Source organism: Paracoccus marinaquae, from assembly GCF_018860165.1.
Taxonomy (GTDB): Bacteria; Pseudomonadota; Alphaproteobacteria; order Rhodobacterales; family Rhodobacteraceae; genus Paracoccus; species Paracoccus marinaquae.
In genome coordinates, this window is sequence record NZ_JAHKNG010000011.1 from 1 (window position 1) to 24,441 (window position 24,441).

Consider the following 24,441-nt stretch of genomic DNA (forward strand, 5'->3'; position numbering starts at 1 on the left):
CCAAACACCACAATTCCCATAGCGCCAAACCGGACCGCGGCTTCGTTCAATCCGGCTTCAATGAGGTCGCGGAACGCGCCAAGACGCCCCCGATCCGCCACGCGACCTCACAGAACCCTCCAGATTCCCAACTTTGGTGAGTTCTGATTCAAGGTTGCAAACAGAGGAGAGCAACCTTGACCCGTCTTGTCCTGAACGACGCCCAGTGGGCGATCATCGAACCCTATTGCCTGGGCAAGCCGACGGACCCCGGCCAGACCGGGCGCGACCCGCGGCTTTTCGTTGAAGCGGTGCTCTGGATCGTCCGCACCGGGGCGCAATGGCGGGAACTTCCCGAGGTATTCGGCAAATGGAACTCGGTGTTCAAACGGTTCCGCCGCTGGGTCAAGGCGGATGTGTTCTATCGGATATTCAAGGCACTGTCCTCGGATGCCGACTTTGAGTACACGATGGTCGATGGCTCCATCGTCAAGGTTCACCGCTCGGGACAGGGCGCCAAAGGGGGACTCAAAGCCAGGCCATCGGGCGCTCTCGCGGGGGAGTGACCACCAAGATCGTCGCGCTGACCGATGCGCTCGGAAACCCCGTCGATTTCAGACTGCTGCCGGGACAGGCGCATGATCTGCGCGGCGTGCCGGACCTGCTCGCCGATCTCGCTGCCGGATATCTTCTGGCAGACCGCGCCTTCGATGCCGATTGGCTGAGATCCGATCTGGCGGAACGCGACATCGTGCCGGTCATTCCGCCGAGATCGAACCGGCGGTTCCCGGCGGAGTTCGACAGGGAAACCTACAAGTGGCGGCACCTCATCGAAAATTTCTTCGGAAAGCTGAAAGAGAACAGAGGCATCGCGATGCGCTCCTGCAAGACCGATCACAGCTTCATCGCGTTCATTGCGCTCGCCGCAACCATCATCCTCACAAAATGAACGTCAACAGACCCTAGGGTGCATACAAGAATGTCAAATACGCGTTTCCGCACGAGGTATTTCTCATAGTTATCAGCAGAAAAACCATGCGCTTTCCCCAGGCGCGCTGCGCCGAATAGCTAGATCGAGGCAGCGTGTGTCAGCTTTCCCGTAAGTGTTTTGGTTGAGTCATTGTGGCTTAGCCATTCTTCAAGGTAACGTTCCGCGATATCTTCATGGAGGCGGCCCGCAGATTTGCGCAGTAACTCCTCAGAAAAACTTGGGATAAAGACCTTGGCATCCTCGCCAAGAACACGGCCTATGACCGCGACAACCACAACGCCGAACAGCGAGATCAGGTTGAATAGCACGGTCAAGCTGGCAGTCCTCCGGTAGGAGGCATTTGCAGTGGCGCCAGTTCCCGCGCGGCAGCCGAGGCACCCAAACCCGTAATTCGGTAGAAACGCCGTCGTGGGCGACCCAGGTCTTTGGGATCGCCCTCTTCCCATCGGCTACTGACAAGCCCTTCCAGCTCCATTCGGGCGAGCAATGGATAGAGGGTGCCAGAGACGATGCCGAGTTCGCGTGACATATCGGCACCGGCATGTTCCCTGTTTGGGTCAGAGGTAAGAAACGCCAGCAATTGGAGAGATTTGTAAGACATCCGCATGGAGACCCTATATCACGAATCTACATAGGGGTGAAGCACGAACTCGACCTTGCGGATCAAAGGTTCTTTCACGTCACCGGCATGAGGAGATCCGGGGTCGGCAGCATAGCGCTTCAAGAACGATGCTCTATCTTCGTCGGCCTGACCGACCGGCCCCACGCCGCCCCCGGTTCCTGCGCCGCCGTCGAGGTGGCCCGGGGCCGCGCCGCGCATCCTCGCCAGCGAGAACCTGCGGGCCGCAGACCTCCGGCGGTTCCCTCCCCTCGCGCTCTTTCCAAGTACCTCGGGGGAGTCCGCAAGGACGGGGGCAGCGCCCCCCCTACATCCGCCAGCACAATCCGGCGCGCAACGCACGCAGGCGGTGTACAGCCTGTGCACTCCCGGTGCAGGGGTTGTGCGCCGCCGGAACCAGCAGTTCTTGGGGCTGTCACAGCCGACCCTTCAGATGGCTGGACGGCCGCAGAAGAACGGCCATGTAGGCAGGTGACGGCATCGGCGCGCGCCCGAAAAACCCCTGAACTGCGCTCTTGACGGCTTTCGGGCCATGGCGCTATACGCCACGTCGCACCGGCAGAGATTCCGGTTGCCATTATCAGGGCCGTCCGCTATGGGGGCGGCCTTGCAGTTTTTATACGGTTCGACGCTGGCTTCGCGTGGTGCGCTGTCAGCCTCTCAACTGGAACTCCCCATCAGAGGGATGACATATGCAAAGCCAGAATATCCGTATCCGGCTGAAGGCTTTCGATTACCGCGTGCTGGACGCCAGCACCCAGGAGATCGTCAATACCGCCAAGCGCACCGGCGCGACCGTTCGCGGCCCGATCCCGCTGCCGAACAAGATCGAGAAATTCACCGTCCTGCGCGGCCCGCATATCGACAAGAAGTCGCGCGACCAGTGGGAGATCCGCACCCACAAGCGTCTCTTGGATATCGTCGATCCGACGCCGCAGACCGTTGACGCCCTGATGAAGCTCGACCTCGCCGCCGGCGTGGATGTCGAGATCAAGGTGTAAGGGGGACGGACATGCTGCGTACAGGTGTTATCGCCAAGAAGCTGGGCATGACCCGGCTGTTCCTCGAGGATGGCCGCCAGGTTCCGGTGACCGTCCTGCAACTGGACAATCTGCAGGTCGTGGACCAGCGCACGGTTGCGCGTGACGGCTATACCGCCGTTCAGCTTGGCGCCGGCGTTGCCAAGGCCAAGCGCACGACCGCCGCGCTGCGCGGTCATTTCGCCAAGGCCAATGTCGCGCCCAAGCGCAAGATCGCGGAATTCCGCGTGGCTGAAGAGAACCTGATCAATGTCGGTGAAGAGATCACCGCTGACCATTATTTCGCCGGTCAGTATGTGGATGTCGCCGGCACCTCGATCGGCAAGGGTTTCGCCGGTGCGATGAAGCGGCACAATTTCGGCGGTCTGCGCGCCTCGCACGGCGTGTCGATCAGCCACCGCTCGCACGGCTCGACCGGGCAGTGCCAGGACCCCGGCAAGGTGTTCAAGGGCAAGAAGATGGCCGGCCATCTGGGTGCCGTGCGCATCACCACCCAGAACCTGCAGGTCGTGCGCACCGATGCCGATCGTGGCCTGATCATGGTCAAGGGCTCGGTTCCCGGCTCGAAAGGCGGCTGGGTCACCATCAAGGACGCCGTCAAGAAGGCGACGCCCGAGAACCTGATCTATCCCGCCGCGCTGAAATCGGCCGCCGAGGAGGCCAAGCGCGTCGCCGAGGCCGCTGCCGCCGCCGCCGCCGCCGAGGAAGAAGCCGCCCGCAAGGCCGCCGAGGAAGCGGCTGCCGCCGCCGAAGAGGCCGCGCTGAAGGAAGCCGAGGTCTCGATCGAGGCCGACAAGGCCGCCGAAGGCGATGCCGCGCCCGAAGGAGACAAGGAATGAAACTCGATGTGATCAAGCTGGACTCCGGTAAGGCCGGGTCCATCGAGCTGGCCGACGAGGTCTTCGGGCTGGAGCCGCGCGGCGACCTGCTGCAGCGCGTCGTCCGCTGGCAGCGGGCCAAGGCGCAGGCCGGCACCCATTCGGTGCTGACCAAGTCGGAAGTCAGCTATTCGACCAAGAAGATCTATCGCCAGAAGGGCACCGGCGGCGCCCGCCACGGTTCCAAGAAGGCGCCGACCTTCCGTCACGGTGGCGTCTACAAGGGCCCGACCCCGCGCAGCCATGCCTTCGATCTGCCGAAGAAGGTCCGCGCCCTGGGTCTGAAGCACGCCCTGTCGGCCAAGGCCAATGCGGGCGAGCTGGTGGTGGTCGAGGATCTGAACCTCGCCGATGCCAAGACCTCGGCCGTCGCCAAGGCCGTGAAGGAAAACGGCTGGAAGCGCGTGCTGGTGATCGACGGTGCCGAAGTCAACGAGGGCTTCGCCCGCGCCGCGCGCAACATCGAGGGCGTGGATGTCCTGCCGTCGATGGGCGCCAATGTCTATGACATCCTCAAGCGCGACACGCTGGTGATCACGCGCGCGGGTGTCGAAGCTCTGGAGGCTCGCCTGAAATGAGCGCGAAAGCTGAACATTACGACGTGATCGTCAAGCCGATCATCACCGAAAAGGCCACGATGACGTCGGAAAACAACGGCGTCGTCTTCGAGGTCGCCAAGACCGCCAGCAAGCCGCAGATCAAGAATGCGGTCGAGGCGCTGTTCGGTGTCAAGGTGAAGGCGGTGAATACCACCATCACCAAGGGCAAGCAGAAACGCTTCCGGGGCCAGCTTGGCCGCCGCAGCGATGTGAAGAAGGCCTATGTGACCCTCGAAGCGGGCAACACTATCGACGTCTCGACGGGACTTTGATAGACGGCTGCGACTCTGCGGCCCCGGCTCAACCGGGGCCGCGATCGTTTGACTGAAACGGACCAGATCGGTCCAAAGCAACGGAAGACAGAAAGATGGCATTGAAGTCGTATAAACCGACGACGCCTGGCCAGCGCGGGCTGGTTCTGATCGACCGTTCGGAGCTTTGGAAAGGTCGCCCGGTCAAGTCCCTCACCGAGGGGCTGACCAAGAAGGGCGGTCGGAACAACACCGGACGGATCACCATGCGCCGCAAGGGCGGCGGGGCAAAGCGCCTGTATCGCATCGTCGATTTCAAGCGCAGCAAGTTCGACGTGACCGCGGTGGTCGAGCGGATCGAATACGATCCCAACCGTACCGCCTTCATCGCGCTGATCTCGTATGAGGACGGCGAGCGCGCCTATATCCTGGCGCCGCAGCGTCTGGCCGTGGGCGACAAGGTGATCGCCGGCGCCAAGGTCGACGTGAAGCCCGGCAACGCCATGCCGTTTTCCGGCATGCCGATCGGCACGATCGTCCACAATGTCGAACTGAAGCCCGGCAAGGGCGGCCAGATCGCCCGCTCGGCCGGCACCTATGCCCAGTTCGTCGGCCGCGATGGCGGCTATGCCCAGATCCGCCTGTCCTCGGGCGAGTTGCGCATGGTCCGTCAGGAATGCATGGCCACCATCGGTGCGGTGTCGAATGCCGATCATTCGAACCAGAACCTCGGCAAGGCCGGTCGCAACCGGCACAAGGGTATCCGCCCTGCCGTTCGCGGTGTCGCGATGAACCCGATCGACCACCCGCATGGTGGTGGTGAGGGCCGGACCTCGGGCGGCCGTACGCCGGTCACGCCCTGGGGCAAGGACACCAAGGGCAAGAAGACCCGCAGCAACAAGTCGACCGACAAGTACATCCTGCGGTCGCGTCACCAGAAGAAGGGACGCTAATCCATGGCACGTTCTGTTTGGAAGGGCCCCTTTGTTGACGCCTATGTGCTCAAGAAGGCGGAAAAGGCCCGCGAGTCGGGGAAATCCGACGTCATCAAGATCTGGTCGCGTCGTTCGACCATCCTGCCGCAATTCGTCGGCCTGACCTTCGGCGTCTATAACGGGCACAAGCATATCCCCGTTTCGGTGTCGGAAGAGATGATCGGCCAGAAATTCGGTGAATATTCGCCCACCCGGACCTATTACGGTCACGCGGCGGACAAGAAAGCCAAGAGGAAGTAATCGTCATGGGTAAGGAACAGAATCCGCGCCGCGTGGCGGAGAACGAGGCGATGGCGAAGACCAAGATGCTTCGTACCTCGCCGCAGAAGCTGAACCTGGTGGCTCAGCTGATCCGTGGCAAGAAGGTGGATCGCGCGCTGGCCGACCTGACCTTCTCGCACAAGCGCATCGCCGGCGACGTGAAGAAATGCCTTCAGTCGGCCATCGCGAATGCCGAGAACAACCATGGCCTTGACGTCGACAGCCTGGTCGTCGCCGAAGCCTGGGTCGGCAAGAACCTGGTGATGAAGCGCGGCCGTCCGCGGGCGCGTGGCCGCTATGGCAAGATCATGAAGCCGTTTTCGGAAATCACCATCAAGGTGCGCCAAGTCGAGGAGCAAGCGTAATGGGTCAGAAAGTCAACCCCATCGGGATGCGCCTCCAGGTCAACCGCACCTGGGACAGCCGCTGGTATGCCGATGACAAGGACTATGGCGATCTTCTGCTGGAAGACCTGAAGATCCGGGACTTCATCAAGAAGGAAGCCAAGCAGGCCGGCATCAGCCGCGTCATCATCGAGCGTCCGCACAAGAAGTGCCGCGTGACCATTCACGCCGCCCGTCCGGGCGTCATCATCGGCAAGAAGGGCGCCGATATCGAGGAACTGCGCAAGAAGCTGGCGAACTTCACCAAGAGCGAACTGCACCTGAACATCGTCGAGGTCCGCAAGCCGGAAGTCGACGCCGCTCTGGTCGCGGAATCGATCGCCCAGCAGCTCGAGCGTCGGGTCTCGTTCCGCCGCGCCATGAAGCGCTCGGTCCAGAACGCGATGCGCATGGGTGCCCTCGGCATCCGCGTGAACGTCGCCGGCCGTCTGGGCGGCGCCGAGATCGCGCGGACCGAATGGTATCGCGAGGGCCGTGTGCCGCTGCACACGCTGCGCGCCGATATCGACTATGCGCTGGCCGAAGCCACGACCCCCTACGGGATCATCGGCATCAAGGTGTGGATCTTCAAGGGCGAGATCATGGAACATGATCCGCAGGCCCGCGACCGCCGCGCCGCCGAGGCCCAGGAAGGCCCGGCCCCGCGCGGCCCGCGCCGCGACGCCCGGTAAGGAGTAGGAAACAATGCTGCAACCGAAACGGACGAAGTTCCGCAAACAGCACAAGGGCCGCATCCACGGCCAGGCGAAGGGCGGGTTCGAACTGAACTTCGGCTCCTACGCGCTGAAGGCCACCGAGCCCGAGCGTGTGACCGCCCGCCAGATCGAAGCGGCCCGCCGCGCGATCACCCGCCACATGAAGCGTCAGGGCCGGGTCTGGATCCGGATCTTCCCGGACGTGCCGGTTTCCTCGAAGCCGACCGAAGTGCGGATGGGTAAGGGCAAGGGTTCGGTCGATTTCTGGGCCGCCCGCGTCCACCCGGGCCGGATCATGTTCGAGATCGACGGCGTGTCCGACGAGATCGCCCGCGAGGCGCTGCGTCTGGGCGCGCAGAAACTGCCGGTCCTGACCCGCATCGTCGCGCGCGAAGACTGGTAAGGCGGGGGAAACCCGGCCAACGGAAAGCCGCCCCGCCGGGAAACTGGCGGGGCTTGCCCTTTCCGCCCCGTCAGGGGCGAAAGGGGTTGCCAAAGACGGGGCCGGCCTGTATGGGCAGGCCTTCATCACGAAACTCCACCGGAATCAGGGTGGCCCGGACAGACCGGGGCTCTCCGGTGATGTTGAAAGGAACAGGCGCCATGGATGCGCAGGAACTGAAATCGAAGACGCCCGACCAGCTGCAAGAGCAGCTTGTCGCGCTGAAGAAGGAGGCGTTCAACCTGCGCTTCCAGCAGGCCACTGGTCAGCTTGAGAACACCGCCCGGATGCGCGCCGTGCGCCGCGACGTGGCCCGTGTGAAAACCATTCTGAACCAGAAAGCGGCCGACGCCGCTGCCTCGAACTAAGGAGCCCGGTCCATGCCCAAACGCATCCTGCAAGGCAAGGTCGTCAGCGACAAGAACGCCCAGACCGTGACCGTCCTGGTCGAGCGCCGCTTCAAGCATCCGCTGCTGCACAAGACCGTGCGGTCGTCGAAGAAATACCGCGCCCATGACGCGGAGAACCAGTTCAAGGTCGGTGACACCGTTCGCATCATCGAATGCGCGCCGATCTCGAAGACGAAGCGCTGGACTGTCCTGACGGATGAAGCCGTCTCGGCATAAGTCCTTCATTACAGATCAGTCATTGATCGAAACCCTGGGGCCGGAATAAGGCCGGTCCTCAAAGGTCGGGAGAAACCAAATGATCCAGATGCAGACCAATCTGGATGTTGCTGACAACTCCGGCGCACGCCGGGTTCAGTGCATCAAGGTCCTGGGTGGTTCGCACCGTCGCTATGCGTCGGTGGGCGACATCATTGTCGTGTCCGTCAAGGAAGCCATTCCGCGGGGCCGGGTGAAGAAGGGTGACGTCCGCAAGGCCGTCGTCGTTCGCACCGCCAAGGAAGTGAAGCGCGAGGACGGAACCTCGATCCGCTTCGACCGCAACGCCGCCGTCATCCTGAACAACCAGGGCGAGCCGGTCGGCACCCGTATCTTCGGGCCGGTCGTGCGCGAGCTGCGCGCCAAGAACTTCATGAAGATCATCTCGCTTGCCCCGGAGGTGCTGTGATGGCTGCCAAGCTGAAAAAGGGCGACAAGGTCGTCGTGCTGGCCGGCAAGGACAAGGGCCGTCAGGGCGAGATTACCGCCGTGTTCCCGAAAGAGAACAAGGCGGTCGTGGACGGCATCAACATCGCCATCCGTCACCAGCGTCAGAGCCAGAACAGCCAGGGCGGCCGCATCCCGAAAGCGATGCCGATCGACCTGTCGAACCTCGCGCTGATGGACAAGAACGGCAAAGCGACCCGCGTCGGCTTCCGCGAGGAAGACGGCAAGAAGGTCCGTTTCGCCAAGACCACGGGAGACGTGATCTGATGCTGGACGCCGCAAAATACACGCCGCGCCTGAAGGCGGTCTACAAGGACACGATCCGGGCCGCGATGAAGGAAGAATTCGGCTACAAGAACGACATGCAGATCCCGCGTCTGGACAAGATCGTCCTGAACATGGGCATCGGCGAGGCCGTCAAGGACACCAAGAAGGTGAAGCAGGGCGCCGAGGAACTGTCGCTGATCGCCGGCCAGAAGGCCGTGATCACCAAGGCGAAGAACTCGATCGCAGGCTTCCGCGTTCGCGAGGAAATGCCGCTGGGCACCAAGGTGACCCTGCGCGGTGACCGGATGTACGAATTCCTCGATCGTCTGATCAACATCGCGCTGCCCCGCGTCCGCGACTTCCGCGGCGTCAAGGGCAGCTCTTTCGACGGCCGCGGCAACTATGCCATGGGCCTGAAAGAGCACATCGTGTTCCCGGAAATCAACTTCGACAAGGTCGATGAAGTTCTGGGGATGGACATCATCATCTGCACCACCGCGCCGACCGACGCGGAAGCGAAGTCGCTGTTGAAGCATTTCAACATGCCGTTCAACAGCTGATCGCGGAGGGAAAGAAGATATGGCAAAGAAATCGATGGTCGAGCGCGAGAAGAAGCGCGAGCGTCTGGTTCAGAAATACGCCGCCAAGCGCGCGGCGCTGAAAGAGGTCATCAACGACCAGTCCCTGCCGATGGAAGAGCGGTTCAAGGCCTCGCTGAAGCTGGCCGAACTGCCGCGCAATTCCTCGGCCACGCGTCTGCACAACCGGTGCCAACTGTCCGGTCGTCCGCATGCGTATTACCGCAAACTGAAACTGTCGCGGATCGCGCTGCGCGAGCTTGGCTCGCATGGTCAGATCCCCGGCCTGGTCAAATCCAGCTGGTAAGGGGGCGACTATGAACATGAACGATCCTCTCGGCGATATGCTGACCCGCATCCGCAACGCGCAGATGCGTGGCAAATCGACCGTTCGCACCCCGGCCTCCAAGCTTCGCGCCTGGGTCCTGGATGTGCTGAAGAACGAAGGTTACATCCGCGGCTATGAGGAAGTGACCACCGATGCCGGCCACAAGGAGCTGGAAATCGGCCTGAAATACCACGACGGCGCCCCGGTCATCCGGGAACTGTCGCGGGTCTCGAAGCCCGGCCGCCGCGTCTATGCCGGCGCCCGTGAAATCCCGCAGGTCCGCCAGGGTCTGGGCGTCTCGATCGTCTCGACCCCCAAGGGCGTCATGTCGGATGCAGCGGCTCGCAACGCCAATGTTGGCGGCGAAGTCCTCTGCACCGTGTTCTAAGGAGGGCAGCAGATGTCTCGGATTGGTAAACGACCGGTCGCTCTGCCCAAGGGTGTGACGGCCGAGATCAAGGGCCAGACCATCGAGGTCAAGGGACCGAAGGGCAGCCGTACCTTCACCGCGACCGACGATGTCGATCTGGTGCTGGAAGAGGGCAGCGTTGCGGTCAAGCCGCGCGGCCTCAGCAAGCGTGCGCGCCAGCAATGGGGCATGACCCGCTCGATGATCGAGAACCTGACCGTCGGTGTGTCGGAAGGCTTCAAGAAAGAGCTGGAAATCCAGGGCGTTGGCTACCGCGCGCAGATGCAGGGCAAGACCCTGAAACTGTCGTTGGGCTATAGCCATGACGTGAATTTCGAGACGCCCGATGGTGTCACGATCACGGCGCCGAAGCAGACCGAAATCGTTGTGGAAGGCATCGACCAGCAGCTTGTTGGTCAGGTGGCCGCGAATATCCGCGAGTGGCGCCGTCCCGAGCCCTACAAGGGCAAGGGCATCCGCTACAAGGGTGAGTTCGTCTTCCGCAAGGAAGGCAAGAAGAAGTAAGGGGCGCGAGAAATGGCACTGAAAAAGCAAGAGCTGTTCCAGAAGCGCCGCCTGCGCGTGCGGAACAAGTTGCGGGCGATGTCGAATGGCCGTCCGCGTATGTCGGTTCACCGTTCGTCGAAGAACATCTCGGTTCAGATCATCGACGATCTGAAGGGCGTGACCCTGGCCTCGGCCAGCACGCTGGAGAAGGATTTCGGCGTCGTCGGCAAGAACAATGTCGAGGCCGCCGCCAAGATCGGCGCCGCGATCGCCGAACGTGCGAAGAAGGCCGGTGTGGAAGAGGTTGTCTTCGACCGTGGCGGCTTCATCTTCCACGGCAAGGTGAAGGCTCTGGCCGACGCCGCTCGCGAAGGCGGACTGAAGTTCTGATCCCTGTGGGTGGCGCCTGCCAGGTGGCGGGGCGCCATCCCGATGATCCGGGGATGCCATGCGCGTCCACCAGGATCGGTTGCAACGGCGCGGATCGCGCCAGATATACAAGGAATGCCTGATGGCAGAACGTGAAAACCGTCGGGGCCGCCGCGAAGAGCGCGAGGAGACCCCGGAATTCGCCGATCGTCTGGTTGCGATCAACCGTGTGTCCAAGACCGTGAAGGGCGGCAAGCGCTTTGGCTTTGCGGCTCTGGTCGTGGTGGGTGACCAGCGCGGCCGTGTCGGTTTCGGCAAGGGCAAGGCCAAGGAGGTCCCCGAGGCGATCCGCAAGGCCACCGAACAGGCCAAGCGCAACATGGTCCGCGTGCCGCTGCGCGATGGCCGCACCCTGCATCACGACATCGAGGGCCGCCATGGCGCGGGCCGCGTGGTGATGCGCACCGCCGTTCCCGGGACCGGGATCATCGCCGGCGGTCCGATGCGCGCCGTGTTCGAGATGCTGGGCGTTCAGGACGTCGTGGCCAAGTCGCTTGGCTCGCAGAACCCCTATAACATGATCCGCGCCACCCTGGACGGTCTGAACAAGAACTCGAGCCCGCGCTCGGTCGCGCAGCGCCGCGGCAAGAAGGTCGCGGACATCCTGCCGCAGACCGACAAGCCGGCCGAAGCGCCCGTCGAAGCCGCTGCGGCGGAAGCGTAAGGAGTAGGACATGGCCAAGACCATCGTCGTCAAGCAGATCGGCAGCCCGATCCGCCGCCCCGCCATCCAGCGCGAGACGCTGAAGGGCCTGGGCCTGAACAAGATGAACCGCACCCGCGAGCTGGAAGATACCCCGGCGATCCGCGGCATGGTCGCCAAGATCCCGCATCTGGCGGTCATCATCGAAGAGCGCGGCTGAAGCCGCCCCTTCCTGTGCGAAGCAATCAGAACGCCCCGGAGGTTTTCCGGGGCGTTTGCCGTTTTCGGGGCAGGCGGAAGCTGGAACAGGGTCCGTGTCGTGGCCCTGCGGATTGCGGCCGTCAGCCGTTGCCGGATCGTGCGGCTTGCTCGCCCATGCGGTCGGCCTCGGCCTCCAGCGACGGGCTGTCATTGACCGCGACATCGCCGATCTGCGTGGTCGGCTGGACCCGGCCTTGCTGCTGCTGAACGACATGCCAGGCTTCGTGCGGCAGGTGGCGTTCCTGTCCCGAGGCAAGGTGGATGTCGTTGCCCTGGGCGAAGGCATGCGCGCCGACCTGGGCGGGCGCGGCAGAGTTGTAATGGACCTGAACCCCGCTGAGATCGGCCCCGGACATCATCTGCATGGACTGCTGCAACCCTTCGGGAAGCCCGCCGCTTGAGGCCGGCTTGGCCTGCAGCATCTCCTCGTCCTCCTGGCGCTGGACCGGATCGGCTGCGGTGCCGAATCGGCCCTGCATCAGGTCCTCTTCATCCGGTCCCGCGCGTTGGAGCGCCCTGCCGTCGCCGAGGGCCTGCAACTGCGCCAAACGCTGGGTCGCCGGGCTCTGATCGGCGCGGAACTGCATCGCATCCAGACGATCCGCCGAGTCGATATCGTGATCGCGCTGACCACCCCCAACCCTGCCGGCCGGTGCAGACTTCGCGCGCTCGGACGTAAAGATCTGTGCCATGATGCCCTCATTTCTATGGCGACAGTCTAGCAGCCGGGCCGACAAAAGTCATGTCCGCCGCCACGCCGGATCGGCGGAAGAGATACGGGTTCTAGACCATTGTGTTTACTAGCGGAAAACGCGAGTTTTTGGTTTTGGGAAAGACCGCAAATCCGACGCACCGCCGGGGGCGGAACGGCTGCTTCCAGCCCTCCGGCAGTTCATCCCATGGAATCACTTGAAGAATTTGTTGCCGAGAGGTGGGTGGCGCGCGTATTAATTGTGGCGAGGATCAACGCTCGATAACCTGTCGGTTGAAACGCGGGACACGTTCAATTGCCATCATCTGCCAGAAACCTTGCCGTCGCCGGTATTCTCGGCGTGCTGACCATTGTTTTCGCGGGGGCGGCGGGCGCTGATTGCAGCGAAGACCCGGCCGCGCGGGATCTGACCGTCGCGCTGCGTCAGGCGGAACCCTTCACCTATCTCGACGAACATGGATCGCCGCAGGGTTTCACCGTCGATCTGTGGGAAAGGATCGCCCGGAACCTGTGGCTGGACCCGGAGAATCCCCCGTCCGCCGAACAGTTGCGGGGCATGTCGGCGACCGAGCAGAACGCGCTGCGGCGGCAGTATTCCTATGTGGTCCTGGACAGCATCGACCAGCAGGAGACGGCACTGGGCAATTGCGATGTCGATGTGGTGATATCGCCGCTGACGATCACCGCCGAGCGGATGCGCATTCACGACTTCTCGCAGCCCTATCTGTCCTCGGGGCTGGCGCTGGCGGTGCCCAGTTCCGGGGCGATCCATTTCGATCAGGCCGTCGCCACGATCGTCGAGACGATGTCGCAGTCGAACGTGCTGCTGGCCATCGTGGGCTTTCTCAGCTTCAACCTGCTGATGGCATTCCTGGTGCGGCGCTATCTGCGGCGATCCGAGGAGGCCGCGGCGGGTCTGCAGGTCGGCACGCGCGATGTGCTGGATGCGATCACGCGCACGGTGGCGCTGCGCGGGGTCGGTGACGACTACACCACCGCGCTGGCGAAACTGCTCGAGATCTTCATGGCGGTGGTCGGCACGGCGCTGTCGGCGACGATCCTCGGGGTGCTGACCACGGCTTTCGTCAGCTCCATCGGCACCCAGCAGCAGGTCGATGCCGGCAAGCTTGTGACCATGCGCGTCGCCACGCTGCGATGCTCGACCGCGCAGGCCTTTCTGACCGAACAGTATGTCAGCCAGCGCCAGACCATCCTCGAGGGCGATCCCTTGCGGCCGGCGCTGGAGGCGCGCATTGACTGGCTGGCCTGTCCCGAAGGGGCGACGATGGAAGGCCCCGCCGAGATGTACGAGGCCACCGGACTGCCCGGCGCGGTGATGCTGGCCGGTTCCTGGCAGGAGGCGGTTCGGCGTCTGGCGTCGGGTGAGGTCGATGCGGTTCTGGGCGACTGGGTGGCGCTGACCTATCTCAGCCGTCAGGGGGTCTTTTCGGGCCGTCTCGACGTGCTGCCGACCGTCTATCGCAATGAGCCCTATGGCTGGGGAATCGCCCGTCGGAATGATGCGGATGGCCTGCGCAACGCCATAGACAGCGCGCTGATCTCGGAGATTCGGGGTGAATACTGGCGCCGGGATCTTGAGGAGGTGCTGGGTCAGGGCAGCATCTCGCCGAACTGATGCGTGCCGAGGGCGATCATTCCGCGTTGTCCGACGAGGATGACAACCTGCCCTCCTATCAGGCCTATTTCGAATCCGGCCAGTACGACCTGCGCTATCCGGGGCCCAACCGCACCATCGCGCGGCGGCTGGCACAACTGCTGACCCCGGAAAGCAGCCTGCTGGATTTCGGCTGCGGCAGCGGGCGTTATCTGCTGTCGCTGCAGGGCCGGGTCGGGCGGGCCGCGGGCTATGACATCAGCCCCGCCGCCCTTGCCCTGCTGCGCGCGCGCGCGGCCGCGCGTGGCTGGGACGAGTTGTCGATCCTCGGGCCCGAAACCGCGGCGCTGCCGCAGTATGTGGCGCAGCGGGGGCAGGTCGATCTTGTCCTGTGCCTGTTCGGGGTTCTGGCTCATATCACCTCGCCGGTGGCCCGTGCCGAGGCGCTGGAACGGATGCGTCTGGCGTTGAAACCCGGCAGCGGGCGGCTTTTGCTGTCGGTGCCCAATATCCGCCGCCGGTTCCGCCAGGAACAGCGGCAGATGAATGGCGCGGCGCCGGGCTTCGTGCGTTATCGGCGCCGGATCAATGGCGGCTCGGTGCCGCTCAACTATCAGCTTTTCGATGCCGAGCGGTTGCGGCGGGAACTGACCGAGGCGGGCTTTCTGGTCCGCCGCCTCGGCTGTGAAAGCGTGCTGCCCGAAAGCTGGATCGTGAACGGCCCTGCGGCCCGGCATGTGGACGGGATCCTGACCCCGATCTGTCCGCTGCGCTGGTGCTATGGGATCTATGCCGAGGCGTCATGCTAGGCCGCCTGCTTCCACTGCTTGGTCTTCTGGCCGGGCTTGCGGGGGCGGTCGCGCAGGCCCAGACCGTTCCGGTTCCGCCTGAACTGGTTGCGCAGGCGCCGGACGATCCCGATGGCCGGCTGGGACATGTCCTGCGTCGCGGGACGCTGATCGTCGGGGTAAAGACCGACTACCCGCCCTGGGGCATGCTGGACATTGCCGGCAATGCCGTCGGACTGGAGGCCGATCTGGCCCGTGATCTGGCCGACCGGCTGGAGGTCGGCCTGGAACTGCGGCCGGTCACCGCCGGCAACCGCATCGGTCGGGTCAATCAGGGTCAGGTGGATCTGGTCATCGCCACCACCGGCGACACCTATGAGCGGCGCCTGCAGGCCGATCTGTTGCAACCCGGCTATTATTCGGCCGGCGTGGTCTTGTACGGGCGCGCCGATCTGGCGCTTGGCGACTGGTCGGCCCTGCGCGGGCGGCCGGTCTGCCTGAACCGGGGCGCCTATTACAACCGCGCGCTGGAACAGGATTACGGACTCGATGGCCAGTATTTCACCGGCAACCGGGAATCGCGGCTGGCGCTTCTGTACGGGCGCTGCGTCGGCTGGGCCTTTGACGACACGATCCTGACCCGCATGGTCCGCGACGCCCCGAGCGACGATCTGGCGGTGATGAAACAGGCGATCCTGGTCAGCCCCTGGGTCGCGGTCGTGGCCCGGGGCGAGGGAGAGCGTGATCTGGGTCGCTTCGTCTCGGACATGATCGGCGAATGGCATGCCTCGGGCCGGATCCTCGAATTGCAGGACAAATGGGATATCCCCCGCACCGGGTTTCTGGAAGACAAGCATGCGCTCTGGTCGCGGCGCGGCGAGGATGGGCGCGCGCTTTGTGCCCGCCAGCCCGAGACCGGCCGTTTTCCCGCCGAATGTCTGGACCCGCCGCCGCTGCGCAGCGTGCCCGCCGCGCAGCCGCCCGACTGGATGCAGCGGCTGGACGAAGCCACCGGGATCAATCTCTCGGTTCTGGCCGACGCCTATGATCGCGGGCGGTTGATCCGCGGGCTGGGGCTGACGCTGGCGCTGGCGGGCATGGCGATCGTCGGGGCGCTGACGGTTGGGGTGGTTCTGGGGTTGCTGCATGTGATCCTTTCGGGGCGCGGCTGGATTGGCCGGTTGCTGCTGCTGCCCCAGAGGCTGCTGGTCACGGTCTCGCGGATGACGCCGCCCATCCTGCAACTCTATATCGTGTTCTTCGGCCTCGGCGGAGTATTGGCGAATTCCGGGGCCTTCACCCCCGGCGCCTTTGTCATCTCCACGGTGATCTTCTCGCTCTATGCCGGATCGACCAATACCGTGATCCTGTCGCATGCGCTGGAGCATGAGCGCGGCCTGCACCCGGACCGCCCGGCCTTGCGGCTGCTGCCGATGGCGATCGAGCGTGGATATGACGGGCTGGTCGCGTCCTGCGTGAACATCGTCAAGGCGGCCGGCATGGCCAGCGCCATCGCCGTCGGCGAACTGATCTCGACCGTCAACCTGCTGGTCTCGGAAGGGGCGGATACGCGCACGCTGATGAACGGGTTGCTGCTGTTCTACTTCCTGTTCGTGCTGGGGATCGTCTGGCTGTTCGGGCGGGCCAAGTCATGGCTGGTGCGGCCATGATCGAGCAGGTGCTGGCACAAAGCCGCTATCTGGGCGGCGGATTCGCAATCAATCTGCTTATCTCGATCCTGGCGATGGCCATCGGGACCGTTCTTGGCGCGGTGCTGGGGGCGATTCGCTTTCACCGGCTGACCGGCCTGTCGGCTGCGGCGCGGCTGGCGACCAACCTGTGCCGCAACGTGCCCAGCTTCGTGCTGCTGTTCTACATGGCCTCGATGCTGCCGGCCGAGATCGAGGTCAACGGCGCGATCGTGGTGGTGCCGCTGTGGATCAAGGCGACGCTGGCACTGATCTTTCCGGTCGCCGGCTTCGCCTCGGACCAGTCGCTGGGCTATCTTCGTCAGCGTCATGCGCAGATTGGCGGTGCGGCCGAAACCTTCGCCGTGGCGTGGATGCAGTATTTCCTGATCGTCATCATGGCCTCGGCGACCGCTTCGGTCATCGGCGCGGATGAAATCGTCGGGCGGGCAAACAACCTGATCTCGCGGGTGGATGATCCGTATTTCATGCTGGTGGTATATCTCTACGTTTCGGTCTGGTTTCTGGCCGTCGGGATGATCTTTTCGGGGCTTCTCAAGGTCACCATGAGACGGCGTGTGGAAAAGGCATGATACAATCCCGGCGTGTTTTTTTCCTTGTGTTGGCAGCACTTTGCGCTACGCTGCGTCAAATCCGAATCTGAACTGTACCGATCGGTAAGATTAAAAACCCGCGCCAGACGGGGAGGGATATCCTTTGCGTAGAGATGATGGGCTGCCGGCATGATCGATCTGTGCCTGAAGCTGATCCGCGACCAGTTGAACCGCCATCTGCAGGGCCTGTTCGCGGTGCCCGAGGACATGGTGGTCCTGTCGCCGCTGGTCGATGCCACGGGCAAGCAGGCGGACGAAACCCGGAACCGAGTGGCGTTGTTTCTGCTGAACCTCGCGCAGGATACGGTGCCGCGGCAGCGTCGCCCCGGCGGGTCGCCCGAGGTCGGCATGTTGCCCCCGATCCATCTGGACATCTATTTCATGCTTGCCGCTGCCCATGACCCCGAACTTTACGCCGAGGGGCTGAAGCAGATGTCGGCGGCGATGCTGTTCTTTCAGGCCAATCCGGTGCTGACGCCCCGCAATGTTCCCGAGATGCCGCGACCACTGTCGCAGCTCAGCATCGACATGATCAACCTGCGGGTCGAGGAACTGGCACAACTCTGGGGCAACCTTGGCGGCCGCTATGTGCCCTCGGTCACATACAAGATGCGCACGGCCATGATAGATGCCGAGGCGATAACCCGGATCGACCCGGTGATCACGACGCGCGAAAACCGCGCGCTGCCCAAAGGGGGCGCATGATGCCCGATCACGTCGTCATAAGGCTGACGCTTCGGCACGACTACTACCTTCCCGACCTGCCGCCCCTGCGGCTGTTGGCGCCGGTGGGTCTGGTGGTCCGCCGTATCGGGGAACGACTTGTCGTGATCGCGCGGGACGGGGCCGATCTGCCCGAGCGTGTGACCCTGACGCTGCTGGCGCAATCGCCCGATCTCTGCCGGGTTACCCAAGGCTATGATTGGCACCGGGTCCCGGTCCTGAAGCTGGCCGAAGGCGAGGATCAGGTCCGGTTCGGGACCCGTCCCGAGGATGGCGATGAGGCGCGGCGGATGGGCGACTGGCGGGTGGTCCTGCTTGATGTCGCGCTTGCGGCCGACCCGCCCCGCGATATCGAGGTGCATTTTTCAGCGGTCGCTGCCTATTGGGCCTATTGGCTGACCGGGCGCGGCCTGCGCGACGATATCCGCATCGTGGATCCGCATGATGCCGCGCAGTTCGACGATCTGGGTCCGGCGACCCTGCCCGACGGCCGGGAGGCCCGGGTCATCCGCTCGGCCGAGCCGCTGGCCCTGCGGGCCCGGCCGACCGAACGTTTCGCGCTGCAATACGAGGGCCAGTTCGGCCCGGTCATGCTGGTCCCGGTGCTGCCGGCGGCCGGCGTGAACACCCGCAAGCTCACCGGAGACGGAGCCGATGACCGTCTTCAGGCAGACATCTACGTCACGTTGAGTTGAAGGAGAGCCCTGCAATGGTCATGAAAACGCCCGGTGTCTATATCGTCGAAAAGAGTGCCTTTCCCAACTCGGTCGTTCAGGTGGCGACCGCGATTCCGGCCTTTATCGGCTATACCGAGAAGGCGATGAACGGGAATGTGCCGCTGCACCTGACCCCGATGAAGATCAACTCGTTCTCCGAGTTCGAGACCTATTTCGGCGGGCCGCCGGTGCCCTATTTCACCCTGTCCGAATTCGCCGAACGCGAGGGGCTTCAGCCCTATGGCGAGGATGCCGACCAGCAGCAGGCGGCCGAGCTGCCGCAGGCTGTCTTCACCACCAACGGCCCGCGCGGCCTTGAGAAGTTCGAACTGAAGCAGGTCAATCCGGCCCATCTGCTCTATGCCGCGATGCGGCTGTTCTACAGCAATGGCGGCGGCAGTTGCTTCGTCGTTTCGATCGGCACTTATGACGACCCGATCGAGCCCGGCCCGATGCTGAAGGCGCTGACGCGGCTTGAGAAGGAAACCGAGCCGACGATGGTGGTCATTCCCGAGACCACCCGCCTGAACCGTCAGGATTCGGCCAATGTGCAGCAGCAGATGATGCGCCATTGCGGCGAGGTGATGAAGAACCGCTTTGCCATTCTCGATATCCATGGCGGCTATCTGGACGAGCGCAGCCCGCGCGGCGATCCCGTCGCATCGTTCCGCAACGATGCCGGCACCAATAATCTGGACTATGCCGCGGCCTATTATCCGTGGCTGGATACCTCGGTCTTCACCTCGCGGGTGTTCACCTACGAGAACATCGTGCTGGAAAGCCGCGGCAAGTTCATCTCGCTGCTCAAGCGCAGCGTGAACTCGAACAAGCAGATCGTCGAGGAGATCAAGAAGGTCGGCACGGCGGTCCTGACGGGCGATTTCACCATCTCGGTCAAGTCGGGCGGCAGCACGGTTCTGAAGCCGGGCGATATCTCGGCCCGCGACGACACCACCGAGGCCGGGGCGCTCAGCTACAAGGTCGAGACCCGGGAAGGCGAGATGCCCGGCAAGCTGGTCCGCAAGGGATCGACCGATCCGGTTGCCGGCTTTACCCAGAAGGAAATCGAGGCGGGGGTGATCAGCTTTGAACACGATGCCGCCCAGGGGCCGCGTGGCAGCTTTTCGATCGTCGTGACCGACGAGGACGGGGTGCAGACCGAGGCGCGCACGGTGGCCATCGTCGCCGGAAACGAGGTGCTGGCTCTGCCCGATGTGGTCAAGGGCACCTCGGTCAAGATCGATGTCGGCAGCGCCGGGGGCGACGCGGGCAGCGTCCGTCTGGTGGGGGCGGACCCGATCGACGAGGTGGCGGTCAGGAAGGCAGATCAGGACGTGATCGCCGCCAAGGACGCGGTCGACAAGGCCGCCGACAAGGTGACCGACGCGCAGACGAAGAAGCTGGCGGATGCCGAGGCGGCGGCGGTGGTCAAGGTCAAGGACAAGACCCTGACCCTGCGCGGCATCGGTGTCTGGCAGGTCGATGGCAGCGCCATCAGCTTTGCCCCGGCGCCGGAACTGCGCGACAGCGAGGTGGCGGTGAAATACACCGTCGATGTGAAGGGCGAAACGCAACCCCCGCAGGAGATCAGGGTGCTGCTGGACGGGATCGACACCAAGCCGCCCGCGCCCTCGCCCAGCACCGCGACCGTGGACAAGACCATGCGCGCGATCGTGCCGCTCTATAACGACGTGATGAACAGCATCACCCGCTATATGAACGCCATGTCGCCGGCTGCCGCCATGGCCGGCCTCTATACCATGGTCGACAATTCGCGTGGCGTCTGGAAGGCCCCGGCCAATGTCTCGGTCAATTCGGTCGTCGCGCCGATGGTCAATATCGACAACCTGCAGCAGGAGAACCTGAACGTCTCGACCACCGGCAAGTCGATCAACGCGATCCGTCCCTTCGTGGGCGAGGGCACGCTGGTCTGGGGGGCGCGGACGCTGGACGGCAACAGCCTCGACTGGCGCTATATCAACGTCCGCCGGACCATGATCATGATCGAGGAATCGATCCGTCTGGCCGCCAAGGCCTATGTGTTCGAACCCAACACCGCCAATACCTGGGTCACGATCCGCTCGATGCTGGAAAACTTCCTGACCTCGGTCTGGAAGGCCGGCGGCCTGGCCGGCGCCGTGCCCGAGGACGCCTTCAGCGTCCATGTGGGCCTGGGCGAGACGATGACACCGGTGGATATCCTGGAAGGCCGTCTGCTGATCACGGTTCTGGTCGCCGTCGTGCGCCCGGCCGAGTTCATCGAGATCACCTTCCAGCAGCAGATGCAGAAATCCTGAGACACGCCATTCAGCACGAAGGAACTTGACCCATGGCAGATGACGGCTCCGCCCAGACACAGGCCATCTGGCCGCTTCCGAAGTTCCATTTCCAGGTGAAATGGGACGACACCGAACTGGCCTTTCAGGAGGTCTCGGGCCTCGATATCGAGACCGAGGTGCTGGAATACCGTGCCGGCAACAGCAAGGTGTTCTCGAAGGTGAAGATGCCGGGGATGATCAAGTCTGGCAACATCACCATGAAGAAGGGTGTGTTCGCCAAGGACAACGCGATCTTCGACTGGTTCAAGGAAATCAAGATGAACACCATCAAGCGCAAGGCGATCACCATATCGCTGCTTGATGAAAGCCAGACGCCGACCATGGTCTGGAAGGTGCAGAACGCCTTTCCGGTCAAGATCACCGGCACCGATCTGAAGGCCGAGGGCAACGAGGTTGCGGTGGAAAGCATCGAGATCGCGCATGAGGGCCTGGTCATCGAGAATGCGTGATCCCGATGGCCGAGGATTTCAGCCTTCCCGTCGCCTTTCACTTCACGCTGTCCTTCGCTGGAAGCGGCATCCCGGTCAAGGATGCCGCCTTCCAGGAGGTGTCTGGCCTTGAACGGGGCATCGAGCTGGAAACGGTGGTCGAAGGGGGCGAGAACCGCTTTGTCCACCAGCTTCCGAAGCCGGTAAAGCAGGGAACGCTGAAACTGAAACGCGGGCTGACCGACAGTTCGGGCGGCCTGGTCAAATGGTGCAAGGCCACGATCGAAAGCGATTTCGCCAAGCCGATCGAAACCAAGGAACTGGTGATCGACCTGCTGGACGAGGAGGCCGAGCCGATCGCCTCGTGGAGCATCAGCAACGCCTATCCGGTGAAATGGTCGATGGCGGCCTTTGATGCCATGCGAAACGAGATTGCGATCGAAACGGTCGAACTGGCCTTCACCACAATGCGGAGGAAACTGTAAATGGCGGTCGAGATCGGACAGCTTGTCCTGCGGGCCACGTTCGGACCGGCCGAGCGCCAGCCTGCAATGGCCGAGACCGAGATCGAGCAGGCGCTGGCCGACCTGCGCCGCGACCTGCTGGCCGAGACGCGGGAGATGATCGAGGACGAGGCCCGGCGGCGGTGGGAGCGCTGAGCCATGGCCAAGCTGAAGATCATCCGCTGCAAGATCCAGTCCGGCAAGATCGAGCCGCAGAGCGGACCCGCGAATACCTTCGAGGCGGTGATCAATCCCGAAAGCTATTCCCACAGTTTCGGGCTGAACTATTCCGGTGGAAAAAGCAGCCGCAGGCGATCGCTCAGCAGATCCGCGGCGACCCCCAGATATTCGACACCCCAGCCGCAGGAGCTGAGCTTCACCATCGTTCTGGATGGCACCGGGGTCGTGCCCGACCCCAAGAAACAGAGCGTCAGCGATCAGATCACCCAGTTGCGGCGCGTGGCCTATGATTATGACGGCAACGAGCACGAGCCAACGCCGGTCAAGATCATCTGGGGCAAGGGCCTGAAGGCGTTCTTCGGCCGGCTGGTCCGGATGAAGGTCGACTATACCCTGTTCCATCCCGACGGCTCGGCCCTGCGCGCCAAGGTCGCGCTGTCGCTGATCGAGGCGGTGACCGACAAGCAGGAGGCGCTGCAGGCCAAGAACCGCTCGCCCGACCTGACCCATGTGGTCCGGGTGCGCGAGGGCGATACGCTGCCGCTGCTGTGCTACCGGGTCTACAATGACGCAACCAAATACCTCGAGATCGCGCGGTTCAACGACCTCGACGGATTCCGCGACCTGATGCCCGACACGCTGCTGCGTTTCCCGCCGATGAGATGAGGGGGAACCATGCCGGCAAGCCCATTGGAAAACTGCGACGGGGTCCTTGGCGTCACCATCAAGCTGGACGGCGCGCCGATATCGTCGGAAACGCAGGTTGCCCTCGTCGATGTGCGCAAGGCCGTCGGCACCATTCCCGAGGCGAGGGTCGAGGTTCCGGTCTTCGAGATGCTGGCGGACGATGCCGCGGAGCTTGACGGCAACAGTATCAGCCTCGGCGCCCAGATCACCATTGCCGCCTTCTATGGCGACGGCGCCGAGCAGGAGCTGTTCAGCGGCGTGATCATGGCCGTCAGGCTGCGCGTCGACGGGCGGTCCGGCCCGCGGCTTGAGCTGACCTGCCGTGACAAGGCGATGGCGCTGCTGGAGTTGCGCAACTCGCTGGCCTATGTCGACCAGAAGGACAGCGATGCGATGAGCGCGGTGATCGGCGACGCGGGGTTGGAGGCGGATGTCGAGGCCAGTACGGGTGACGCGCTGACGCAGTTGCGCTTTGCGGTCAGCGACTGGGATTTCCTCAACATCCTTGCCGACCGCAATGGCCAGATGGTGATCGTCGATGGCGGCAAGATCAGCATCCGGGCGCCCGACACCTCGGCCGCGGCGCCGCTGAAGATCACTTTTGGCTTGGATGTGATCGAGTTGGATGTCTCGGTCGATGCGCAGCGCGCCATCGGCGCCGCCGAGATCAGCGCCTGGGACAGCCAGCAGCAGCAGGCACTGACCGGCAGCGGCGGCGCATTGCCCGCGATCAGCCTCGGCAACAAGACCAGCGACGCGATCGCCGAGGTGCTGGGCGCGCGCACCCGCCGCACCAGCACCGCCGGCGAATTCGCCAGCGCCGATCTCGAGAGGATGGCCAAGGCCCGGCTGGCGCGATCGGCGCTGGCGGCGGTGCATGGCAGCTGCCTGTTCCAGGGCTCGGGCGCAATCGCGCCGGGCGACATGCTGGAGATCGGCGGGGTCGGGGCGATGTTCAGCGGTACCGGCTATGTCTCGGGCGTGCAGCACCACATCAGCGACGGCAACTGGACGACCGAGACGCGGCTTGGCCTGTCGCCGTCCTGGGCCACCGACCGCAGCGGGGCCGATGCGCCGGCGGCGGCGGGGATCACCGCGCCGCATATGGGCCTGCAGATCGGCAAGGTGCTGACCATTGCCGAGGATCCCGACGGCAAGCAGCGCATCAAGGTCAAGCTGCCGATGATCGGCGACCCGGCGGCCGAGATCTGGGCGCGCTATGGCCAGCCCTATGCCTCGGGTTCGGCCGGGATCCAGTTCATGCCGGAAACCGATGACGAGGTTGTGGTGGGGTTTCTCAGCGCCGATCCGAACTCGGCGATCGTTCTGGGATCGCTGCATAACGGTCAGGCCACGCAGGCGATTGCGCCCGAGGCCGAGAACAAGCTGAAGGGCATCATCACGCGCGAGAACCTGCGCGTCGATTTCGACGACGACAAGAAGATCCTCAAGCTGTCCACGCCCGGGGGTCATGCCATCACCATGGATGACGACGCCAAGGAGCTGAAGCTTGAGGACATGAACGGCAATTCGATCACCTTCAGTACGTCCGGCATCGCCATGGCCAGCGACAAGGACATCAGCATCACCGCGACCGGCAAGGTCGACGTCACCGCCACGCAGGATGCCACGCTCAAGGGCATGAACGTCACCTGCAACGGCGATACCGGCTTTACCGGCAAGGGCGGGGCCACGGCGGAACTGTCGGCGGGCGGGCAGACGACCGTCAAGGGCGCCATGGTGATGATCAACTGAGGACC

General features: G+C 63.7%; 35 protein-coding genes and 1 pseudogene. 33 read left to right on the forward strand and 3 right to left on the reverse strand.

Annotated elements, in window-relative coordinates; genetic code table 11:
* The first annotated feature begins 176 nt into the window (after positions 1–176).
* Positions 177–928, forward strand: a pseudogene (locus tag KNW02_RS08130) (IS5 family transposase).
* Between the two features lie 119 nt (positions 929–1,047).
* Here KNW02_RS08130 and KNW02_RS08135 read toward each other — a convergent pair.
* Together KNW02_RS08135 and KNW02_RS21280 are read right to left on the reverse strand one after the other, a co-directional pair.
* Positions 1,048–1,284 (reverse strand): hypothetical protein, encoded by a 237-nt coding sequence (locus KNW02_RS08135; RefSeq protein WP_216032771.1) that lies wholly within the window; start codon positions 1,282–1,284, stop codon positions 1,048–1,050.
* A complete protein-coding gene (locus tag KNW02_RS21280) occupies positions 1,281–1,577 on the reverse strand; it encodes a PadR family transcriptional regulator (RefSeq protein ID WP_216032772.1) in 297 nt (98 codons plus the stop codon). Before KNW02_RS21280 ends, KNW02_RS08135 begins: the two co-directional genes overlap by 4 nt.
* 704 nt (positions 1,578–2,281) lie before the next feature.
* On the opposite strand from KNW02_RS21280, the gene rpsJ reads away from it, so the two are divergent.
* The 20 genes from rpsJ to rpmD all read left to right on the forward strand — a co-directional run bounded on the left by rpsJ (position 2,282) and on the right by rpmD (position 11,647).
* Positions 2,282–2,590: a 30S ribosomal protein S10 gene (gene rpsJ / locus KNW02_RS08145; protein WP_042247848.1), complete on the forward strand. Its 309-nt coding sequence runs from the start codon at positions 2,282–2,284 to the stop codon at positions 2,588–2,590.
* Positions 2,591–2,601: 11 nt separating this feature from the next.
* A complete protein-coding gene (gene rplC / locus KNW02_RS08150; RefSeq protein WP_216032773.1) occupies positions 2,602–3,468 on the forward strand; it encodes a 50S ribosomal protein L3 in 867 nt (288 codons plus the stop codon).
* Positions 3,465–4,085, forward strand: coding sequence for a 50S ribosomal protein L4 (rplD, locus tag KNW02_RS08155; protein WP_216032774.1), 621 nt, complete (start codon positions 3,465–3,467; stop codon positions 4,083–4,085). The genes rplC and rplD overlap by 4 nt, the downstream gene beginning before the upstream one ends.
* Complete coding sequence (locus KNW02_RS08160; protein ID WP_216032775.1) at positions 4,082–4,378, forward strand: 50S ribosomal protein L23; 297 nt, start codon at positions 4,082–4,084, stop codon at positions 4,376–4,378. Before rplD ends, KNW02_RS08160 begins: the two co-directional genes overlap by 4 nt.
* A gap of 95 nt (positions 4,379–4,473) precedes the next feature.
* On the forward strand, positions 4,474–5,310 hold the full coding sequence (gene rplB, locus KNW02_RS08165) for a 50S ribosomal protein L2 (protein WP_216032776.1): 837 nt from the start codon (positions 4,474–4,476) through the stop codon (positions 5,308–5,310).
* Positions 5,311–5,313: 3 nt separating this feature from the next.
* Positions 5,314–5,592, forward strand: a complete 279-nt coding sequence (gene rpsS / locus KNW02_RS08170; RefSeq protein ID WP_216032777.1) for a 30S ribosomal protein S19 — start codon at positions 5,314–5,316, stop codon at positions 5,590–5,592.
* 5 nt (positions 5,593–5,597) lie between these two features.
* Positions 5,598–5,978: a 50S ribosomal protein L22 gene (gene rplV, locus KNW02_RS08175; protein ID WP_216032778.1), complete on the forward strand. Its 381-nt coding sequence runs from the start codon at positions 5,598–5,600 to the stop codon at positions 5,976–5,978.
* Complete coding sequence (rpsC, locus tag KNW02_RS08180; RefSeq protein WP_216032779.1) at positions 5,978–6,688, forward strand: 30S ribosomal protein S3; 711 nt, start codon at positions 5,978–5,980, stop codon at positions 6,686–6,688. Before rplV ends, rpsC begins: the two co-directional genes overlap by 1 nt.
* Positions 6,689–6,701: 13 nt before the next feature.
* The gene (rplP, locus tag KNW02_RS08185; RefSeq protein ID WP_216032780.1) at positions 6,702–7,115 is read left to right on the forward strand and encodes a 50S ribosomal protein L16; all 414 of its coding nucleotides are present in this window, start codon (positions 6,702–6,704) and stop codon (positions 7,113–7,115) included.
* A 200-nt stretch (positions 7,116–7,315) separates the two neighbouring features.
* Entirely contained in the window at positions 7,316–7,522 is a 207-nt protein-coding gene (rpmC, locus tag KNW02_RS08190) for a 50S ribosomal protein L29 (RefSeq protein WP_216032781.1), read from the forward strand.
* 12 nt (positions 7,523–7,534) lie between these two features.
* Positions 7,535–7,780 carry a 30S ribosomal protein S17 gene (gene rpsQ / locus KNW02_RS08195; RefSeq protein WP_216032782.1) on the forward strand — a complete coding sequence of 82 codons (246 nt, stop codon included), beginning with the start codon at positions 7,535–7,537 and terminating at the stop codon, positions 7,778–7,780.
* 79 nt (positions 7,781–7,859) lie between these two features.
* The gene (rplN, locus tag KNW02_RS08200) at positions 7,860–8,228 is read left to right on the forward strand and encodes a 50S ribosomal protein L14 (protein WP_010400243.1); all 369 of its coding nucleotides are present in this window, start codon (positions 7,860–7,862) and stop codon (positions 8,226–8,228) included.
* A complete protein-coding gene (gene rplX, locus KNW02_RS08205; RefSeq protein ID WP_216032783.1) occupies positions 8,228–8,533 on the forward strand; it encodes a 50S ribosomal protein L24 in 306 nt (101 codons plus the stop codon). The genes rplN and rplX overlap by 1 nt, the downstream gene beginning before the upstream one ends.
* Positions 8,533–9,093, forward strand: a complete 561-nt coding sequence (gene rplE / locus KNW02_RS08210) for a 50S ribosomal protein L5 (RefSeq protein ID WP_216032784.1) — start codon at positions 8,533–8,535, stop codon at positions 9,091–9,093. Before rplX ends, rplE begins: the two co-directional genes overlap by 1 nt.
* A 19-nt stretch (positions 9,094–9,112) precedes the next feature.
* A complete protein-coding gene (rpsN, locus tag KNW02_RS08215) occupies positions 9,113–9,418 on the forward strand; it encodes a 30S ribosomal protein S14 (protein WP_216032785.1) in 306 nt (101 codons plus the stop codon).
* 10 nt (positions 9,419–9,428) lie between these two features.
* Positions 9,429–9,827, forward strand: a complete 399-nt coding sequence (gene rpsH / locus KNW02_RS08220; RefSeq protein ID WP_216032786.1) for a 30S ribosomal protein S8 — start codon at positions 9,429–9,431, stop codon at positions 9,825–9,827.
* Positions 9,828–9,839: 12 nt separating this feature from the next.
* Positions 9,840–10,373 carry a 50S ribosomal protein L6 gene (gene rplF, locus KNW02_RS08225; RefSeq protein WP_216032787.1) on the forward strand — a complete coding sequence of 178 codons (534 nt, stop codon included), beginning with the start codon at positions 9,840–9,842 and terminating at the stop codon, positions 10,371–10,373.
* Between the two features lie 12 nt (positions 10,374–10,385).
* Positions 10,386–10,745 carry a 50S ribosomal protein L18 gene (gene rplR / locus KNW02_RS08230; RefSeq protein ID WP_216032788.1) on the forward strand — a complete coding sequence of 120 codons (360 nt, stop codon included), beginning with the start codon at positions 10,386–10,388 and terminating at the stop codon, positions 10,743–10,745.
* 121 nt (positions 10,746–10,866) lie between these two features.
* Positions 10,867–11,448, forward strand: coding sequence for a 30S ribosomal protein S5 (rpsE, locus tag KNW02_RS08235; protein WP_216032789.1), 582 nt, complete (start codon positions 10,867–10,869; stop codon positions 11,446–11,448).
* 10 nt (positions 11,449–11,458) lie between these two features.
* Positions 11,459–11,647: a 50S ribosomal protein L30 gene (rpmD, locus tag KNW02_RS08240; RefSeq protein WP_145396710.1), complete on the forward strand. Its 189-nt coding sequence runs from the start codon at positions 11,459–11,461 to the stop codon at positions 11,645–11,647.
* Between the two features lie 121 nt (positions 11,648–11,768).
* On the opposite strand, the gene KNW02_RS08245 is transcribed toward rpmD, so the two are convergent.
* The gene (locus tag KNW02_RS08245) at positions 11,769–12,380 is read right to left on the reverse strand and encodes an eCIS core domain-containing protein (RefSeq protein WP_216032790.1); all 612 of its coding nucleotides are present in this window, start codon (positions 12,378–12,380) and stop codon (positions 11,769–11,771) included.
* A gap of 360 nt (positions 12,381–12,740) precedes the next feature.
* On the opposite strand from KNW02_RS08245, the gene KNW02_RS08250 reads away from it, so the two are divergent.
* The 12 genes from KNW02_RS08250 (at position 12,741) to KNW02_RS08305 (ending at position 24,436) form a co-directional block, all read left to right on the forward strand.
* Complete coding sequence (locus KNW02_RS08250; protein WP_216032791.1) at positions 12,741–14,036, forward strand: transporter substrate-binding domain-containing protein; 1,296 nt, start codon at positions 12,741–12,743, stop codon at positions 14,034–14,036.
* Positions 14,036–14,824, forward strand: coding sequence for a class I SAM-dependent methyltransferase (locus tag KNW02_RS08255; RefSeq protein ID WP_252733567.1), 789 nt, complete (start codon positions 14,036–14,038; stop codon positions 14,822–14,824). The genes KNW02_RS08250 and KNW02_RS08255 overlap by 1 nt, the downstream gene beginning before the upstream one ends.
* Positions 14,818–16,473, forward strand: a complete 1,656-nt coding sequence (locus tag KNW02_RS08260; RefSeq protein ID WP_216032792.1) for a transporter substrate-binding domain-containing protein — start codon at positions 14,818–14,820, stop codon at positions 16,471–16,473. The genes KNW02_RS08255 and KNW02_RS08260 overlap by 7 nt, the downstream gene beginning before the upstream one ends.
* A complete protein-coding gene (locus KNW02_RS08265) occupies positions 16,455–17,084 on the forward strand; it encodes a hypothetical protein (protein ID WP_216032793.1) in 630 nt (209 codons plus the stop codon). The genes KNW02_RS08260 and KNW02_RS08265 overlap by 19 nt, the downstream gene beginning before the upstream one ends.
* A 150-nt stretch (positions 17,085–17,234) precedes the next feature.
* Entirely contained in the window at positions 17,235–17,810 is a 576-nt protein-coding gene (locus KNW02_RS08270) for a Pvc16 family protein (RefSeq protein ID WP_216032794.1), read from the forward strand.
* Entirely contained in the window at positions 17,807–18,523 is a 717-nt protein-coding gene (locus tag KNW02_RS08275; protein ID WP_216032795.1) for a hypothetical protein, read from the forward strand. The genes KNW02_RS08270 and KNW02_RS08275 overlap by 4 nt, the downstream gene beginning before the upstream one ends.
* 14 nt (positions 18,524–18,537) lie before the next feature.
* Complete coding sequence (locus tag KNW02_RS08280) at positions 18,538–20,841, forward strand: phage tail sheath C-terminal domain-containing protein (protein ID WP_216032796.1); 2,304 nt, start codon at positions 18,538–18,540, stop codon at positions 20,839–20,841.
* A gap of 32 nt (positions 20,842–20,873) precedes the next feature.
* Positions 20,874–21,332 carry a phage tail protein gene (locus KNW02_RS08285; protein WP_216032797.1) on the forward strand — a complete coding sequence of 153 codons (459 nt, stop codon included), beginning with the start codon at positions 20,874–20,876 and terminating at the stop codon, positions 21,330–21,332.
* 5 nt (positions 21,333–21,337) lie between these two features.
* Entirely contained in the window at positions 21,338–21,796 is a 459-nt protein-coding gene (locus KNW02_RS08290; RefSeq protein WP_216032798.1) for a phage tail protein, read from the forward strand.
* Entirely contained in the window at positions 21,797–21,970 is a 174-nt protein-coding gene (locus KNW02_RS08295; RefSeq protein WP_216032799.1) for a DUF5908 family protein, read from the forward strand.
* 3 nt (positions 21,971–21,973) lie between these two features.
* Entirely contained in the window at positions 21,974–22,660 is a 687-nt protein-coding gene (locus KNW02_RS08300) for a LysM peptidoglycan-binding domain-containing protein (protein WP_216032800.1), read from the forward strand.
* Positions 22,661–22,669: 9 nt separating this feature from the next.
* Positions 22,670–24,436 (forward strand): phage baseplate assembly protein V, encoded by a 1,767-nt coding sequence (locus KNW02_RS08305; protein WP_216032801.1) that lies wholly within the window; start codon positions 22,670–22,672, stop codon positions 24,434–24,436.
* Positions 24,437–24,441: the final 5 nt, after the last annotated feature.

Coding starts and splice junctions, on each gene's coding strand:
- rplD (WP_216032774.1), top strand. CDS start 3,465: ATGAAACTCGATGTGATCAAGCTGGACTCCGGTAAGGCCGGGTCCATC.
- KNW02_RS08260 (WP_216032792.1), top strand. CDS start 14,818: ATGCTAGGCCGCCTGCTTCCACTGCTTGGTCTTCTGGCCGGGCTTGCG.
- rpsN (WP_216032785.1), top strand. CDS start 9,113: ATGGCAAAGAAATCGATGGTCGAGCGCGAGAAGAAGCGCGAGCGTCTG.
- KNW02_RS08280 (WP_216032796.1), top strand. CDS start 18,538: ATGGTCATGAAAACGCCCGGTGTCTATATCGTCGAAAAGAGTGCCTTT.
- KNW02_RS08290 (WP_216032798.1), top strand. CDS start 21,338: ATGGCCGAGGATTTCAGCCTTCCCGTCGCCTTTCACTTCACGCTGTCC.
- KNW02_RS08265 (WP_216032793.1), top strand. CDS start 16,455: ATGGCTGGTGCGGCCATGATCGAGCAGGTGCTGGCACAAAGCCGCTAT.
- KNW02_RS08305 (WP_216032801.1), top strand. CDS start 22,670: ATGCCGGCAAGCCCATTGGAAAACTGCGACGGGGTCCTTGGCGTCACC.
- rpsE (WP_216032789.1), top strand. CDS start 10,867: ATGGCAGAACGTGAAAACCGTCGGGGCCGCCGCGAAGAGCGCGAGGAG.
- rpsH (WP_216032786.1), top strand. CDS start 9,429: ATGAACATGAACGATCCTCTCGGCGATATGCTGACCCGCATCCGCAAC.
- rplR (WP_216032788.1), top strand. CDS start 10,386: ATGGCACTGAAAAAGCAAGAGCTGTTCCAGAAGCGCCGCCTGCGCGTG.
- rpsS (WP_216032777.1), top strand. CDS start 5,314: ATGGCACGTTCTGTTTGGAAGGGCCCCTTTGTTGACGCCTATGTGCTC.
- KNW02_RS21280 (WP_216032772.1), bottom strand. CDS start 1,577: ATGCGGATGTCTTACAAATCTCTCCAATTGCTGGCGTTTCTTACCTCT.
- KNW02_RS08275 (WP_216032795.1), top strand. CDS start 17,807: ATGATGCCCGATCACGTCGTCATAAGGCTGACGCTTCGGCACGACTAC.
- rplN (WP_010400243.1), top strand. CDS start 7,860: ATGATCCAGATGCAGACCAATCTGGATGTTGCTGACAACTCCGGCGCA.
- rplV (WP_216032778.1), top strand. CDS start 5,598: ATGGGTAAGGAACAGAATCCGCGCCGCGTGGCGGAGAACGAGGCGATG.
- rplX (WP_216032783.1), top strand. CDS start 8,228: ATGGCTGCCAAGCTGAAAAAGGGCGACAAGGTCGTCGTGCTGGCCGGC.
- rplE (WP_216032784.1), top strand. CDS start 8,533: ATGCTGGACGCCGCAAAATACACGCCGCGCCTGAAGGCGGTCTACAAG.
- rpsJ (WP_042247848.1), top strand. CDS start 2,282: ATGCAAAGCCAGAATATCCGTATCCGGCTGAAGGCTTTCGATTACCGC.
- KNW02_RS08255 (WP_252733567.1), top strand. CDS start 14,036: ATGCGTGCCGAGGGCGATCATTCCGCGTTGTCCGACGAGGATGACAAC.
- KNW02_RS08300 (WP_216032800.1), top strand. CDS start 21,974: ATGGCCAAGCTGAAGATCATCCGCTGCAAGATCCAGTCCGGCAAGATC.
- rpmD (WP_145396710.1), top strand. CDS start 11,459: ATGGCCAAGACCATCGTCGTCAAGCAGATCGGCAGCCCGATCCGCCGC.
- rpmC (WP_216032781.1), top strand. CDS start 7,316: ATGGATGCGCAGGAACTGAAATCGAAGACGCCCGACCAGCTGCAAGAG.
- KNW02_RS08295 (WP_216032799.1), top strand. CDS start 21,797: ATGGCGGTCGAGATCGGACAGCTTGTCCTGCGGGCCACGTTCGGACCG.
- rplF (WP_216032787.1), top strand. CDS start 9,840: ATGTCTCGGATTGGTAAACGACCGGTCGCTCTGCCCAAGGGTGTGACG.
- KNW02_RS08270 (WP_216032794.1), top strand. CDS start 17,235: ATGATCGATCTGTGCCTGAAGCTGATCCGCGACCAGTTGAACCGCCAT.
- rplC (WP_216032773.1), top strand. CDS start 2,602: ATGCTGCGTACAGGTGTTATCGCCAAGAAGCTGGGCATGACCCGGCTG.
- KNW02_RS08245 (WP_216032790.1), bottom strand. CDS start 12,380: ATGGCACAGATCTTTACGTCCGAGCGCGCGAAGTCTGCACCGGCCGGC.
- KNW02_RS08160 (WP_216032775.1), top strand. CDS start 4,082: ATGAGCGCGAAAGCTGAACATTACGACGTGATCGTCAAGCCGATCATC.
- rplP (WP_216032780.1), top strand. CDS start 6,702: ATGCTGCAACCGAAACGGACGAAGTTCCGCAAACAGCACAAGGGCCGC.
- KNW02_RS08285 (WP_216032797.1), top strand. CDS start 20,874: ATGGCAGATGACGGCTCCGCCCAGACACAGGCCATCTGGCCGCTTCCG.
- rpsQ (WP_216032782.1), top strand. CDS start 7,535: ATGCCCAAACGCATCCTGCAAGGCAAGGTCGTCAGCGACAAGAACGCC.
- rpsC (WP_216032779.1), top strand. CDS start 5,978: ATGGGTCAGAAAGTCAACCCCATCGGGATGCGCCTCCAGGTCAACCGC.
- rplB (WP_216032776.1), top strand. CDS start 4,474: ATGGCATTGAAGTCGTATAAACCGACGACGCCTGGCCAGCGCGGGCTG.